Genomic DNA, 13,615 nt, shown 5'->3' with positions numbered 1-13,615 from the left:
CTCCGTCATGTCCTGGCTCGATTCGTTGAGAACACGTATGTCCGAGGCCCGTGAACGCGCGGCGACGGGGCCACCGGTGCGGCCACGCGGCTGGGCCCACCGCCATCGGGTGCTGCTGATCGCGATCGTCGTCGTGCTGCTGGGTGCCGCGCTGGTGTCGATCAGCCCGTGGGAATCCTGCGGCCGGGGGCTGCGCGCGGTGGACGCGGACGAGGAGTCGATCGGCTCGTCGTACGTCTGCGTCGGGCTGAACCTCGACTCCGGTCCGATGCGGGCCGACGATCCGCTCGACCCGTTGGAGAAGCTCATCAAGAGCCGCAACGAGAAGGCGGGCGAGAACTTCAAGACCATCGTGGTGCTGGAGAACCTGGCGCCCGATCCGAAGGTCGACAGCCAGCCGTTCCCGTTCGTCCGGCGGGAGGTCCAGGGCGCGATCACCGCCGCTTGGCCGAAGAACGGGCCGCCGGGGATCAAGCTCATGCTGGCCAACTACGGGAGCAACGCCGAGCACTGGCAGGTCGTCGCGGAGGAGATCGTCGCCGCGGCCGCCGCCCAGCGCATCGTGGCGGTCACCGACATCGGCATCAGCACGGAGAGCAGCCGGGCGCTGGTGGCCGAACTGTCCCGGCACGGGATCGCCACGATCGGCGCGACCGTCACCGCGGACAACATGAACACCGACCCCAAGGGCGTGCGGATCGACAACTTCTTCCGCGTGGGCCCGACCAACACCGACGAGGCCCGCGCCGCGGCCGGATACATCGCCGCGCACGGTTTCCGGCGCGTGATGATGATCCAGGGCGTCAGCAAAGAGGACACCTACGCGACGACGCTCGCCGAAGCCTTCCAGAGCTCCTCGAAGGTCCCGGTGATCTTCACGAAGACCTACGACGTCAAGCCGCTCACCGACACCTCGCGTGAGGCGTATCTGCGAGGGCTGTTCAGCAGGTGGCACAACGACATCTGTGGCGCGAGACCCGATCTGATCTACTTCGCCGGCCGTGGACTGGACCTCGGCGCCCTCGTGGCGGCGCTGGCGGGCGACGGCGCCTGCGAGGGGCTCGACACGGTGACCGTGATGACCGGGGACGACGCGAGCACGCTCGCCGGGAAACCCTTGCAGCTGAACAAGGACATCAGTGTCCGGCTCCGCTACACGGCCCTCGCGTATCCCGACCAGTGGGATATGTTCACCGCCGATCCGGCGTATCCGACGTACAAGAAGAATTACGACAACTTCGTCGCCGAATTCACCGGTACCCACGGCTTCCCCAAAGCGGAACTGTGGGACGGTGCAGCGATGATCGAACACGACGCCGTCGCCGCGGCCGTCGAAGCGGCGGTGCAGAACGTGTCGTCGGATCCGGTTTCGGTGCCGGACGTGTTGCGCAGCATCGACTGCAACTCCCCGGTGCCCGGCGCGACCGGGTTCGTCGCTTTCGACCAGGCGACGGGGAACCAGCTCGACAAGGCGCTGCCGATCCTGTCGATCGATCCGGACGGTTCGGTGCATCCGGTCGACCTGGTGTGGTCGCGGGGGAGGCCGCTGAACACGAAGGCGGACTGTGGCCGCTGATGCAGTCGTGAGTGGCGATTCGGGTTAGAACCCGAATCGCCACTCACGACCACCTGTACCGAGGGCTCACCCTAGGCCTGACACCGGTGGGGAACGGAAGTCAGCCGGTGTAACCCGCCACGATCTTGGTGTAGTCGTACTTGCCCTGCGAGATTCCCGCGCAGTTGTTGCAGTCGCGGTTCACCGCCCAGAACGACAGCCGGGCGAGATGTTTACTCGCCGCGTAGTCGCGGATCGCGCGGAAGTCGGCGACGCTGACGGTCTCGCCAGCCACGTCGGTCTTCCCGTTCATCGACGAAAGCCCGCTGCGCCGGTAGGCCGCGTCGTCACTCAAGCCGAAGGTGGACTTCACGACGTTCTTCAGCCCGTCCACGGCACTGCGGGTCTTGCCCGCCATGTCACCGCCGCTGGAGAAGTCGAACGGCATGACCGACCACGCGTCGACGCCCGCACCGAGCGCCTTCGACTGGTTGATCAGCCGCTTCCCGTGCGCGTTGGGGCCGCTCACCTCGGTCGGGATGGTGATGACCACGCGCAGGCCGGGGTTCTTCTGCTTCGTGATCTTGATGGCGTTCAGGATCCGGTCCTGGACGGTGTAGTTCTCGAATTCGTCGGTGTTCTCGATGTCGAGGTCGATCGCCTTGAGCTTGTAGGCGTCGATGACCTTCTGATACGCGCCGGCGAGTGCCGCGGGCGTACCGCATTTCGGCCCGAGCTTCGTACCGGACCAGCCGCCGAACGACGGGATGACGTCGCCGCCCTTGGCCCGGATGTTGTTGATCAGCGTGGCGTCGGAGCCGGTGAGGGAACGGCTGCCGTCCCATTTCGGGTTGCAGCCGCCGTCGGAGAGGATGAACGCGAGGGTGAAGGCCTTGACCCCGGTGGCGTTCATCGCGGCGATCGGGTCCGTCTGTCCCGACCACTGGTACAGATAGGGCGAGGCGAGCACCGGGTCCGGGGCCGCCGAGGCGACGGGGGCGAGGCCGACGGCCGTGGCGAGAGCGGCGCCGGCGGCGGTGGCCAGTGTTGCCCAGCGTCGTAGGGATTTCATAGGTCCTCCAACTGGTACGCGCGCGGCGAGGCGCGCAGGTGTGGAGCACCTCCGTCTTGACGCGGCGTATCAACCGGGAGGGTGCGCTCACTCACGGTGGACTAGACCATTGAGGACTGTCAAGAATTCACCGGGATTCCCGGGGGAAACGACCGACCTTAGTAGGGGGGTGATGACCCGGAAAGCGGATCGACACCACCGCGATTACCGGCTAGTTTGCCGAAATGGTGGGGGACTCCCTGATGGCGACCGGAAGCCGCGGCCGGAGAGACCGGCTCGCCGCGCCGCGCCGGATCCTGGGGTCCTGGAGCCTGTGGGAACTACCCAGGCGGGGCCTGATCGGATACCTGCTCCTCGTCGACTTCGCCGCTTTCGCCGCCACCGCCTACCTCTTCGTGTTGCGGCCGCCCGCGCCGTCGTCCTTGCTCCCGTTTTCGGCTCTGCTGGGGGGAATGATCCTCAGTTCGGAGCTTTCGCGGCCCGTCGAGCGGTCCCGTGCCGACACGCGGCTCGGGGCCGGACTGGACGCGGCGTGGATTTTCGCGGGCGCTTTGCTGTTGCCGCCCGCGCTCGCCGCGGTACTCGTCGTCGCTTCGGCGGGCTATCGCTGGTGCCGGATCCGGCGCGGGATCCCGCACCGCCAGGTGTTCGCGGCCTCCGCCACCATGCTTTCGGCACTCGGTGCCTCGATCATCCCGGTACTGCTGGGGGCGCCGCCGTTCGCCGACGCGGCAAGGGATTTCGAGAGTTTCGCCCTGGTTTTCGCCACCGGCCTGATTTTCCTGTCCGTCGACGCCGCGTTGGCCGCGCCCGCCGCCGAATTCGGGGCGGAACCGTCGGGGTTCGCCTTCGACGCGGCGATGGTCGCGTTCGGATTGCTGCTCGCGTGGTCGGCGGCGGATTGGCCGTACGTCGCCGTGGTACTCGCGGGGGCACTCGTGGTACTCCACCGGGCGGGGACGATGCGCGCCCTGCGCGGCCACGCGGGTACGGACGCCGGCACCGGACTGCTCACCGCGTCGTCCTGGTTGGACGGTGCGCGCACCCAGTTCGAACTGCTTCGGGGCCGTGGCGCGGATCTTTCGCTGCTGATGCTCGACCTTGACCACTTCGCCCGGCTCAACGACCGGCACGGCAGGCACGTCGGCGACGACGTCCTCCGCGCGGTGGCGGACACTTTGCGCGCGGAGGTCCGGGCGGCGGACCTGGTCGGCCGGTTCGGCGGCGAGGAATTCGTCGTCCTGCTGCCCGGCACCACCCGATTCGACGCGCACGCGATCGCCGAACGCATCCGGATGCGGATCTCCTCGACCTTCGTCTCACTGGGTGGGACGTTCGCCGGGGCGACCGTCTCGATCGGGGTGTCGTCGCATCCCGCCGGCGGCGAGACGCTCGACCGGCTCGTCGGCGCGGCGGACCAGGCGATGCGCGCGGCGAAGGGGGCCGGGCGCAACCGGACCGTCGTCTTCGAGGCCGAAAGCTAGTCCTCGGCCGGGACGCCGATGTCCTCGAACCACAGCTCCGGGTGGTCCCGGATGAACTCGGTCATCAGCGCGGTGCAGGCCGGGTCGTCGAGCAGGGTGATTTCGACGCCGTTCTCCTCGAGCCAGCCGTGCCCGCCCTCGAACGTGGTGGCCTCGCCGATGATCACCCGGCCGATGCCGAACTGGCGCACCAGGCCGCTGCAGTACCAGCAGGGGGAGAGGGTGGTGACCATGATCGTGTCGCGATAGTGCGGCCGCCTGCCCGCGTTCCGGAACGCGGAGGTCTCGGCGTGCATCGACGGGTCGCCGTCCTGGACCCGGCGGTTGTGGCCGCGGCCGAGCAGGACACCGGTGGTGTCGAAGAGGGCGGCGCCGATCGGGACCCCGCCCTCGGCCTTGCCGAGTTCGGCCTCTTCGCGGGCGACGGACAGCAGCTGCGCGGGATCGATCACCTGGCCCACCTTACGGCTCGTAAGTGGCGTCAGACCGGGCGGTTTCGCGTGACTGGACGGACGACACGCGTGATCAGACGGACGACACGCGATGGCGACCCGGCCGCGAGCGTGTCGTCCACCCGATCACGCGTGTCGTCCGTCTGATCACACGTGTCGTCCACTGGGTCACGTGAAGATGCGGACCGGACCTGTCCTGAATGTCTGCCAGACTCCCTCCCATGAAGCGAGCGAACCGATGACCACCGGCACGTCGGCACGGCTGCTGAGGCTCCTCTCCCTGCTGCAGGCGCGGCGCGACTGGCCGGGCGCCGACCTGGCCGACCGGCTGCAGGTCGACGTCCGCACGGTCCGGCGCGACGTCGAGCGGCTGCGCGAGCTGGGTTACCCGGTGCATGCCACGCCCGGGGTCGCGGGCGGCTACCGGCTCGGCGCGGGGGCCGCGCTGCCGCCCCTGCTGCTGGACGACGACGAGGCGGTCGCGGTCGCCGTCGGGCTCCGCACGGCCGCGAACGGTACGGTCTCGGGGATCGAGGAGACCTCGGTGCGCGCGCTCACGAAACTGGAGCAGGTGCTGCCCGCCCGGCTCCGGCACCGGGTGACCGCGCTGAACGCCGCGATGATCCCGCTCGGCGGCGTCGTCCCGGTCATCGACGCGGCCGCGCTGACGGTCATCGCGTCCGCGTGCCGCGACCATCAGCGGCTCCGGTTCGGCTATCGCAGCCACAGCGGCGACGTCACCGAGCGCTACATCGAGCCGTTGCGCCTGGTGCACACCGGGCGCCGGTGGTACCTGGTCGCGTTCGATCTCGATCGCGACGACTGGCGGACCTTCCGCGTCGACCGCATCGACGGCGTCCCGGACACGAGCTTCCGGTTCACGCCGAGGGAACCGCCCGCCGAGGACCTCGCGGCCTACGTCTCCCGCGGGATCACGTCCTCGCCGTATCCGCACCAGATGGTGCTGCGGGTCAACGCCTCGGCGGAGGCGCTCGCCGAGTACGTGTCCCCGACCGCCGGGACGATCGAGGCCATCGACGAGCGCACCTGCCGGGTCAGGGTCGGTTCCAACGACCTCTCGGTGATGCCCTACTACCTCGCCCACTGGGACGTCGACTTCGTCGTCGAGGAGGCCCCGGACGAGGTCAAGGAGCAGCTACGACTGGTCGCCGACCGCTTCGCGCGCGCGGTCGTCTGAGTCCGAAGTGGACCGCGCCCGTTTGGCGAGCAGGCCGATCGAACCGAGCGAGATCAGGGCCAGCACGATGATGTAGAGCGAAACCGACATCGAGGTCCCGGTGGATTCCAGCAGCAGCACCATGATGAACGGCGCGAGCCCGCCGCCGACGACCGCGCTGATCTGGTAGCCGAGCGAGGCGCCGGTGTAGCGCATCTCGGCGGTGAACAGTTCGGCGAACAGCGCCGCCTGCGGGCCGTACATGATGCCGAGGAACAGCGAGCCCACGAACGAGGCGACCACGAACAGCGGCAGCGACGCCGTGTCGATCAGCAGGAACATCGGGATCGCCCAAAGCGCGACCCCCGCCGCGCCGAAGGTGTAGATCTTGAGCCTGCCGATCCGGTCGGACAGTTTCGCCGCCAGCGGGATGATCGCCAGCTGCAGTGTGCTGATCAGCAGGGTCGCGACGAGCACGGTGGTCCGCGACATGCCCAGATGGCGGGTGGCGTAGTCGAGGACGCCGTTCAGCAGGATGTAGAAGGTGGCGGTGTTGACCATGAACGAACCGCCGGCCAGCAGCACCGTGCCCTTGTGGTGGCGCAGGACGTCGCGCAGCGGCGACTTGGCCCGCCCGCGTTCCTCGGCGGCGAGTTTCGCTTCGGCGCGGCGGTATTCGGGCGTCTCGTCGATCTTGACGTGCATGTACCAGGCCAGCCCGAGCACGAGGACGCCGACCAGGAACGGGATCCGCCACGCCCACACGAGGAAGTCGGACGGCGGCGCGACCTGCGCGGCGATCAGGAACACCGTGTTCGCCAGCACGACCCCGATCGGGACGCCGAGCTGGACGAGGCTGCCGTAGAGACCGCGTTTCCCGGGCGGCGCGTACTCGGTGGCGAGCAGCATCGCGCCACCCCACTGGGCCCCGACGGCGACCCCCTGCACGAGCCGGAGCAGCACCAGGAGGATCGGCGCGGCGATGCCGATCGAATCGTAGGTCGGCAGCAGGCCGATCAGCGTGGTCGCCGCGCCCATCAGCGCGATCGCCAGCACCAGCACGGGTTTCCGGCCGCGTTTGTCGCCGAGGCTGCCCGCGATGATCCCGCCGAGCGGCCTGGCGAGGAAACCGACGGCGAAGGTGGCGAACGAGGCGAGGACGCCGGCCGCGGCGTTGGTGGTGGGGAAGAAGGTCTTCCCGAACACCAGGGCGGCGGCGATCCCGAAGACGAAGTAGTCGTACCACTCGACCGATGAGGCGAGTGCCGCCGCGGTCGCGGCCTTCCTGCGCTGGGAGACGGTGATCGTCGGTTCGGCGGCGGTTCCGGGGGCGTTCGGTGCGGTGTCGGCCATCTGGATGCCCTTCGCTCGGCGCTGCTGCGGCGATGCAGTCCGGGCAAGTTAACAACCGCTTAGTATGTGGTCAACGTCTCAACGGGTAATTCTAGATACCGACCAGTTGGTATGTCACTCTGGTGGCGGTATCGCCGGGAGAGGTCGATCAGTACTGGTCAGGAGAGTTTCGTGCCGAGCATGCGCAGCACCAGCTCGCTGTACTCCTGGCCCAGCTTCTTGGGCGTCTGGCGGGCCCGCTCGCTGTACCAGCGGGAGACGTCGACGCCGAGCGAGAGCACGGCGCGGGCCGCGGTGTGCGGGTCGCCGACGGTGAACACACCCGCCTGTGTGCCTTCGGTGATGACCTCGCGCACGACCTGCTCGATGCGGCGGCGCAGTTTCGCGACGATCTCGAACTCCTCGTCGGGCAGTGCCTGCAGTTCGTACTGCACCACGCGGGCCACGGTGTGCCTCCGCGCGTGCCAGGCCACGAAGTCCTCCACCAGCAGCCGGATCCGCTCGACCGGGTCGGACTCCCGCGCCACGACACTCTCGACCAGGGAGAGCGTCTGCTCGTGGCCGTACTTCGAGATGGCGAACAGCAGCGCGGCCTTGGACGGGAAGTGCACGTACAGCGCCGCGGGGCTCATGCCCGCCGCCGAGGCGATGTCCCTGGTGGTGGTCGCGTGATAGCCGCGCCGCGCGAAGGATTCGACGCCGGCCAGCATCAGCCGCCGTGCCGTCTCCGGCTGGACGTCGGGCCACAGTTCGGCCGACAGCGACATGGTCATCCGCAGATCCTCCCAGACGCTCGAACCGGAGTGTGGGCTTGACAGCGTCTCCGGACCTTCCCATTGTAAGTGAGCGCTCGCTTAGTGAATGCGCTCGCTAGTGAACACAGAGGAGATCGACAGAGTGAACCACTCCTTCAAGGATCGCGTCGCGATCGTCACCGGGGCCAGCCGGGGCATCGGCCTCGGGATCGCCAAGGACCTCGTCGAGCGCGGCGCGAAGGTGTGCATCACCGCGCGCAAGCCGGAGCCGCTCGCCGAGGCGGTGGCCGAACTGGGCGGCGAGGCCGTCGCCATCGCCGTGCCGGGCAAGGCCGACGACGACGAACACCAGGCCGAGGCCGTCGCCAAGACCATCGAGACCTTCGGGCGGCTCGACATGCTGGTCAACAACACCGGCATCAACCCGGTGTTCGGGCCGACCCTGGACGTCGACCCCGGTGCCGCCGCGAAGATCTTCGCCGTCAACGTGCTCGCCCCGCTTTCGTGGACCCGCCGGGCGCGGGACGCGTGGATGGGGGAGCACGGCGGCGCGGTGGTGAACGTCGCGTCCATCGCCGGGCTCGGCGCGTCGCCCGGGATCGGGATGTACGGCGTCAGCAAGGCCGCGCTGATCCGGCTCACCAAGGAACTCGGTTTCGAGCTGGGCCCGAAGATCCGCGTGAACGCCGTCGCGCCGGCCGTGGTCAAGACCAAGTTCGCGACCGCGCTGTACGAAGGCCGCGAGGAAGAGGTCTCGGAGCCGTACCCGATGAAGCGCCTCGGCGTCCCGGCGGACATCGCGAGCGCCGTGTCGTTCCTGCTTTCGGAAGAGGCGGGCTGGATCACCGGGCAGACGATGGTCCTCGACGGCGGCGTGACACTGGCCGGTGGCCTGTGACGCCGTCCTTCACCGGATCCGGTGTCGTCGTCACCGGCGGGGGCGGCGGGATCGGTGCCGTACTCGCCCGCCGGTTCGCCGCCGAGGGCGCGCGCGTGGTCGTCGGCGACCTGAACGGGGACGCCGCGGCCGAGGTCGCGAAGGAGATCGGCGGGACCGCCGTCGCCGGTGACGCCGCGAGCGAAGCGGGAGTCGCGTCGCTGATCGCGGCGGCCCGCGAAACCCTCGGCGAGATCGACGTCTTCTGTGCCAACGCCGGGATCGCGCCGATGGGCGGCGTCGACGCGCCCGAGGAGGACTGGGCGCGGATCTGGGACGTCAACGTCATGGCGCACGTGCGCGCGGCGCGGCTGCTCCTGCCGCCGTGGCTCGAACGCGGACGCGGGCACTTCATCTCGACGGTGTCGGCGGCGGGATTGCTGACCAGTCTCGGTTCGGCTTCGTACTCGGTGACCAAACACGGCGCGCTCGCGTTCTCCGAATGGCTGTCGGCGACGTACCGGCACCGCGGGCTGACCGTGCAGGCCATCTGCCCGCAGGGCGTGCGGACGGCGATGCTGGAGAACACCGGCCCCGCGGGCGAACTGCTGATGGGCGCGTCGGCGATCCAGCCGGAACAGGTCGCGGACGCGTTGTTCGAGGCCATCGCGGAGGACCGTTTTCTGGTGCTGCCGCATCCCGAGGTCGCGGACTACTACGCCGCGCGGGCCACGCAGACCGACCGCTGGCTCGGCGGGATGAACAAGCTGCAGCGCAAGGTGGAGCAGGTCAGCGGGGAGTGAGCACCGCGGGACCGGACGCGGCCTAATCGCCTTGGTACGGCGGGAAAGCCGGCGGGCGGCGTTCGTTCCAGCTGGCCAGGCCTTCGGGAAGTTCCGGGTGGCCGAAGGATTCGAGCATCAGGGAGGTGGCCTCCCTGGCGGAATCCTCCAGGGAGAGCCCGGCTTCTCGAAGGACTTGCCGTTTCATGAGCGCCATGGAGCGTGGCGCGCTGTACGTCGCGAGTTCGGTGGCGTAGGCCATCGCCCGAGCCGAAAGCTCTTCCGGCGACACGACTTCCTGCACCAGGCCGTACTCGTACGCCTGTTCGGCGGTGAAGGTCCGCCCGGAGAGCAGCAGGTCGAGCGCCCGGCCGCGGCCGACGAGTTCGGGAAGCAGTTTCGCCACACCGTATTCGGCGATGAGGCCGCGCCGCGCGAACGCGGTGGTGAACTTCGCGCCCGCCGCGGCGAACCGGACGTCGGCGGCGCAGGCGATGACGAAACCGAGCCCGGCGCAGCCGCCGTTGATCGCCGCGACCACCGGCACGTCGGCATACGCGGCGGCGAGGACGTCGCGGAAACCTTCCCGTTCCGGCGTGCCCGTGCCGTTGGCGGAGATGTCCTCCAGCAGCCCCAGGTCCGCGCCGGGGCAGAAGGAGCGCCCGCCGCCGGTGACGACGACGGCACGGACCCCGGGATCGGCCGACGCCTCGCCCAGCAGCCGGCCGTAGCGGATCTGCATCGGCTGATCCATCGCGTTGCCGCGCTCGGGTTTGTCGAAGGTGATCGTGGCGACGGCGCCGTCCACGGCGTACCGGACCGTGTCCGCAGTGTCCACTTCGGACGGTGAGAGCTGATCGGTCACGTCGACCTCCTTGCGTCATCGACATACTAAGCGGATGCTTACGGGATCGTCGAGTCTTGTCAGGGAGGAAACCTGCATGAGCCGGTACGAAGCGAAGCCGTGGCTGGCCGCCTACGAAGATCGGATGAAGGCGGCGGGGACACCGGAAGCGACCACGGTCCCCGCGTCCTTTCGGCGGGCGGTGCGGCGCTCCCCGCAGGCCACGGCGATCGCCTACTTCGACGCGACGATGAGCTATCGCGAGGTCGACGAGCTTTCCGACGGCGTCGCGCGTCATCTGCTGGCCTCCGGTTTCGCCCCGGGGGACCGGCTCGCCCTGGTCCTGCAGAACGTCCCGCAGTTCGTGCTGGCGTTGCTCGGAGCCTGGAAGGCGGGCGGGATCGTCGTCCCGGTCAACCCGATGTACCGCGAGCGGGAACTCCGGCACGTCTTCGAGGACGCGGGGGTGCGCGCGGTCGTCTGCTCGCAGAGCGGATGGAACCGCCGGATCGGCCCGCTGGTGCCCGGCAGCGGCGTGACCATCGCGCTGACCACCAGCGAACTGGACCTGCAGGGCCGCGACGACGCGCGGGTGTTCGGCGGGATCGTGCGGGAGCCGACCCCCGGCGCCGCCGATCTGCTGACGGTGGCGCGGGCGGCGGGAGATCCGCCCCCTGACCCCCGCCTCGGCCCCGACGACGTCGCGCTGATCAGCTACACGTCGGGCACCAGCGGGACGCCGAAGGGGGCGATGAACACCCACGGCAACCTCGGCGCGAACGCGGCCGTGCTCAGCACGTTCAGCGGTCTCGGCGAGGGCGCCACGCTGTTCGGTCTGGCCCCGCTGTTCCACATCACCGGCATGGTCTGCGAGATCGCCTCCGCGATCGACATCGGCGGCACGCTCGCGCTCGCGTACCGGTTCGAGCCCGGCGTGGTGCTCGACGCCTTCCTGGAACACAAGCCCGTGTACACGGTGGGCCCGTCGACGGCGTACATGGCGCTGATGGCCCACCCCGGCGTCGGCCGCGAACATTTCGACTCGTTCGAGTTGCTGTACTCCGGCGGCGCCGCGCTGCCGCCCGCCGTGGTCGCCGCGTTCCGCGAACGGTTCGGCCACTACATCCACAACGGCTACGGGCTCACCGAGACGACCGCGGGCTGCATCGTCGTCCCGAGCAGTCTCGAAGCGCCCATCGACGAAGCGTCCGGCACGATCTCGATCGGCCTGCCGGTGCCGGGGACGATCGTGCGCATTCTCGGTGAGAACGGCGAGGAGCTGCCGTTCGGGACGGCGGGCGAGATCGCCGTCGAAGGTCCGATGGTGATCCCCGGCTACTGGAACCGGCCCGAGGCGACCGAAGCCGCGCTGCCCGGCGGCAGGCTCCTGACCGGCGACATCGGCTTCATGGAGCCGAGCGGCTGGGTCTACGTCGTCGACCGCAAGAAGGACATGATCAACGCCTCCGGGTTCAAGGTCTGGCCGCGTGAGGTCGAGGACGTCCTGTACACGCATCCCGCGGTGCGTGAAGCGGCTGTCGTCGGCGTTCCGGACGAGTATCGCGGCGAGACCGTGAAGGCCTACATCAGCCCGGCTCCGGGCACCACGCCCGACCCCCAGGATCTCGTCGCGTTCTGCAAGGAACGCCTCGCCGCGTACAAGTACCCGCGCGTGATCGAGGTGCTCGACGAACTGCCGAAAACGGTGAGCGGCAAGATCCTCCGCCGCGAACTCCGGGAGAGGGGCTGAGCGGCATGGCGCAGGTCGAAACCGTCCGAGGGCCCGTCGGCACCGGCGAGCTGGGCCGGGTGCTCATGCACGAGCACCTGTTCGTGCTCAGTCCCGAGTTCATGGCGAACCACCCCGAGCACGACGGGTTCCGCGAAGACGAACACGTCGCCGACGCGATCCGGCGGCTCGACGAACTCAAGGCCGCCGGGATCGACACCATCGTCGACCCCACCGTGATCGGGCTCGGCCGCTACCTCCCGCGCGTTCAGCGGGTCGCGGCCGAAACCGACCTCCGGATCATCGTCGCGACCGGGCTCTACACCTACAACGACGTCCCGCACTACCTCCACCACCGCGGACCGGGCCTCATCTTCGACGACGGCGAAGATCCGCTGGTCGGCCTCTTCACCGGCGACATCGTCGACGGGATCGCCGGCACCGGGGTGAAGGCGGCCCTGCTGAAGTGCGCGACCGACGAACCCGGGGTCACTCCCGGCGTCGAACGCGTCCTGCGCGCGGTCGCGAAGGCGCACCGGGAGACCGGCGCGCCGATCATGACCCACACCCACGCGCCCACCCGCCGCGGCCTCGAACAGCAGGCCGTGTTCGCTTCCGAAGGCGTCGACTTGAGCAGGGTCCTCATCGGCCACAGCGGCGACACCACGGACCTCGATTACCTCACCGAAATCGCCGACAAGGGATCGCTGCTGGGCATGGACCGGTTCGGGCTCGACCCGTTGCTGTCGTTCGACGACCGGGTGGCCACGGTCGCGGCGATGTGCGAGCGCGGTTACGCCGAAAGCATGGTCCTCTCCCATGATGCCTCGTGTTTCATCGACTGGTTCGAGCGGGACAAGATGGCCGCCGTGGCACCGAACTGGCATTTCCTCCACATCACCCGGGATGTGCTGCCCGCCTTGCGGGAGTCGGGGGTTTCCGAAAAGGACATAACGACGATGCTGGTGCACAATCCCCGCCGGTTCTTCGAGCACGGCGGCGCGTATTGACCCCCGTCGTTCTGGGGCCTGGGTCGGGGTGGTCGTGAGATCGCACTGACGTGATCGAATCCGGGACTCGCGTGATCAGCGGCGGAACACCCCGAGTGCGCCTCCCAGTCACGCGAATCACGCCTTCGCGCACGCCCTGTCGGTGTTTCCAAGTCTGTGAAGGGCTCCTTGAGGGACCCAGAGTCCCTCAAGGAGGCCTTCACGGACTTCGGATCGGGAGGTGCCGAGGACACGGGCGGCTCTAATCCGAATCGCCACTCCCGAGACGCGCCCCACCACGCCACCGCTGCCCTTCGCTCGCAGCTGAAGTACGTGAAGGCCCCCTTCACTGTGCTAGACGCAGTGAAGGGGGCCTTCACGTACTTGGGGAACGTGTGAAGGTCGAGTTGCCTCGGCTGAGCCGCGGGTGGCGATCGCGTAGTCCGTGAAGGCCTCCTTGCCTACCCTGAAGGTAGGCAAGGAGGCCTTCACTACCTTCAGGGATCGCCACCTGCAGCTCACCTGCACCAGCAACCACAGCAGCCA

General features: G+C 68.9%; 12 protein-coding genes. 7 read left to right on the top strand and 5 right to left on the bottom strand.

Annotated elements, in window-relative coordinates; translation table 11 throughout:
• The first annotated feature begins 7 nt into the window (after positions 1-7).
• Complete coding sequence (locus AVR91_RS29960; protein WP_228709390.1) at positions 8-1,576, top strand: ABC transporter substrate-binding protein; 1,569 nt, start codon at positions 8-10, stop codon at positions 1,574-1,576.
• Positions 1,577-1,676: 100 nt separating this feature from the next.
• On the opposite strand, the gene AVR91_RS29955 is transcribed toward AVR91_RS29960, so the two are convergent.
• The gene (locus AVR91_RS29955) at positions 1,677-2,627 is read right to left on the bottom strand and encodes a chitinase (RefSeq protein ID WP_063276193.1); all 951 of its coding nucleotides are present in this window, start codon (positions 2,625-2,627) and stop codon (positions 1,677-1,679) included.
• Between the two features lie 224 nt (positions 2,628-2,851).
• Here AVR91_RS29955 and AVR91_RS29950 point away from each other — a divergent pair, with 224 nt between their 5' ends.
• Positions 2,852-4,111: a GGDEF domain-containing protein gene (locus tag AVR91_RS29950; RefSeq protein ID WP_063276192.1), complete on the top strand. Its 1,260-nt coding sequence runs from the start codon at positions 2,852-2,854 to the stop codon at positions 4,109-4,111.
• On the opposite strand, the gene AVR91_RS29945 is transcribed toward AVR91_RS29950, so the two are convergent.
• Positions 4,108-4,572 (bottom strand): nucleoside deaminase, encoded by a 465-nt coding sequence (locus tag AVR91_RS29945; RefSeq protein ID WP_172843503.1) that lies wholly within the window; start codon positions 4,570-4,572, stop codon positions 4,108-4,110. The genes AVR91_RS29950 and AVR91_RS29945 overlap by 4 nt on opposite strands.
• A 229-nt stretch (positions 4,573-4,801) precedes the next feature.
• On the opposite strand from AVR91_RS29945, the gene AVR91_RS29940 reads away from it, so the two are divergent.
• The gene (locus tag AVR91_RS29940; RefSeq protein WP_063276191.1) at positions 4,802-5,761 is read left to right on the top strand and encodes a helix-turn-helix transcriptional regulator; all 960 of its coding nucleotides are present in this window, start codon (positions 4,802-4,804) and stop codon (positions 5,759-5,761) included.
• Here AVR91_RS29940 and AVR91_RS29935 read toward each other — a convergent pair.
• Both AVR91_RS29935 and AVR91_RS29930 read right to left on the bottom strand, forming a co-directional pair.
• Positions 5,720-7,093, bottom strand: coding sequence for an MFS transporter (locus AVR91_RS29935; protein ID WP_063276190.1), 1,374 nt, complete (start codon positions 7,091-7,093; stop codon positions 5,720-5,722). The two genes, AVR91_RS29940 and AVR91_RS29935, sit on opposite strands and share 42 nt — an antisense overlap.
• A gap of 158 nt (positions 7,094-7,251) precedes the next feature.
• On the bottom strand, positions 7,252-7,866 hold the full coding sequence (locus AVR91_RS29930) for a TetR/AcrR family transcriptional regulator (protein ID WP_063276189.1): 615 nt from the start codon (positions 7,864-7,866) through the stop codon (positions 7,252-7,254).
• Between the two features lie 124 nt (positions 7,867-7,990).
• Between AVR91_RS29930 and AVR91_RS29925 the strand changes: the two genes are divergently transcribed.
• Positions 7,991-8,746 (top strand): SDR family oxidoreductase, encoded by a 756-nt coding sequence (locus tag AVR91_RS29925; protein WP_016333231.1) that lies wholly within the window; start codon positions 7,991-7,993, stop codon positions 8,744-8,746.
• Complete coding sequence (locus tag AVR91_RS29920) at positions 8,743-9,528, top strand: SDR family oxidoreductase (protein ID WP_063276188.1); 786 nt, start codon at positions 8,743-8,745, stop codon at positions 9,526-9,528. The genes AVR91_RS29925 and AVR91_RS29920 overlap by 4 nt, the downstream gene beginning before the upstream one ends.
• A gap of 22 nt (positions 9,529-9,550) precedes the next feature.
• On the opposite strand, the gene AVR91_RS29915 is transcribed toward AVR91_RS29920, so the two are convergent.
• On the bottom strand, positions 9,551-10,372 hold the full coding sequence (locus tag AVR91_RS29915; protein ID WP_228709389.1) for an enoyl-CoA hydratase-related protein: 822 nt from the start codon (positions 10,370-10,372) through the stop codon (positions 9,551-9,553).
• 76 nt (positions 10,373-10,448) lie between these two features.
• Here AVR91_RS29915 and AVR91_RS29910 point away from each other — a divergent pair, with 76 nt between their 5' ends.
• Together AVR91_RS29910 and AVR91_RS29905 are read left to right on the top strand one after the other, a co-directional pair.
• Positions 10,449-12,101 (top strand): AMP-binding protein, encoded by a 1,653-nt coding sequence (locus AVR91_RS29910; protein WP_063276187.1) that lies wholly within the window; start codon positions 10,449-10,451, stop codon positions 12,099-12,101.
• A gap of 5 nt (positions 12,102-12,106) precedes the next feature.
• Entirely contained in the window at positions 12,107-13,090 is a 984-nt protein-coding gene (locus AVR91_RS29905; protein WP_063276186.1) for a phosphotriesterase family protein, read from the top strand.
• Positions 13,091-13,615: the final 525 nt, after the last annotated feature.

The organism is Amycolatopsis keratiniphila subsp. keratiniphila (assembly GCF_001620365.2).
GTDB lineage: Bacteria > Actinomycetota > Actinomycetes > Mycobacteriales > Pseudonocardiaceae > Amycolatopsis > Amycolatopsis keratiniphila.
The sequence above is the reverse complement of the archived record's forward strand: the minus strand, read 5'-3'. Positions and strand labels throughout refer to the sequence as shown.

Coding starts and splice junctions, on each gene's coding strand:
- AVR91_RS29955 (WP_063276193.1), bottom strand. CDS start 2,627: ATGAAATCCCTACGACGCTGGGCAACACTGGCCACCGCCGCCGGCGCC.
- AVR91_RS29930 (WP_063276189.1), bottom strand. CDS start 7,866: ATGACCATGTCGCTGTCGGCCGAACTGTGGCCCGACGTCCAGCCGGAG.
- AVR91_RS29940 (WP_063276191.1), top strand. CDS start 4,802: ATGACCACCGGCACGTCGGCACGGCTGCTGAGGCTCCTCTCCCTGCTG.
- AVR91_RS29905 (WP_063276186.1), top strand. CDS start 12,107: ATGGCGCAGGTCGAAACCGTCCGAGGGCCCGTCGGCACCGGCGAGCTG.
- AVR91_RS29950 (WP_063276192.1), top strand. CDS start 2,852: ATGGTGGGGGACTCCCTGATGGCGACCGGAAGCCGCGGCCGGAGAGAC.
- AVR91_RS29960 (WP_228709390.1), top strand. CDS start 8: ATGTCCTGGCTCGATTCGTTGAGAACACGTATGTCCGAGGCCCGTGAA.
- AVR91_RS29935 (WP_063276190.1), bottom strand. CDS start 7,093: ATGGCCGACACCGCACCGAACGCCCCCGGAACCGCCGCCGAACCGACG.
- AVR91_RS29910 (WP_063276187.1), top strand. CDS start 10,449: ATGAGCCGGTACGAAGCGAAGCCGTGGCTGGCCGCCTACGAAGATCGG.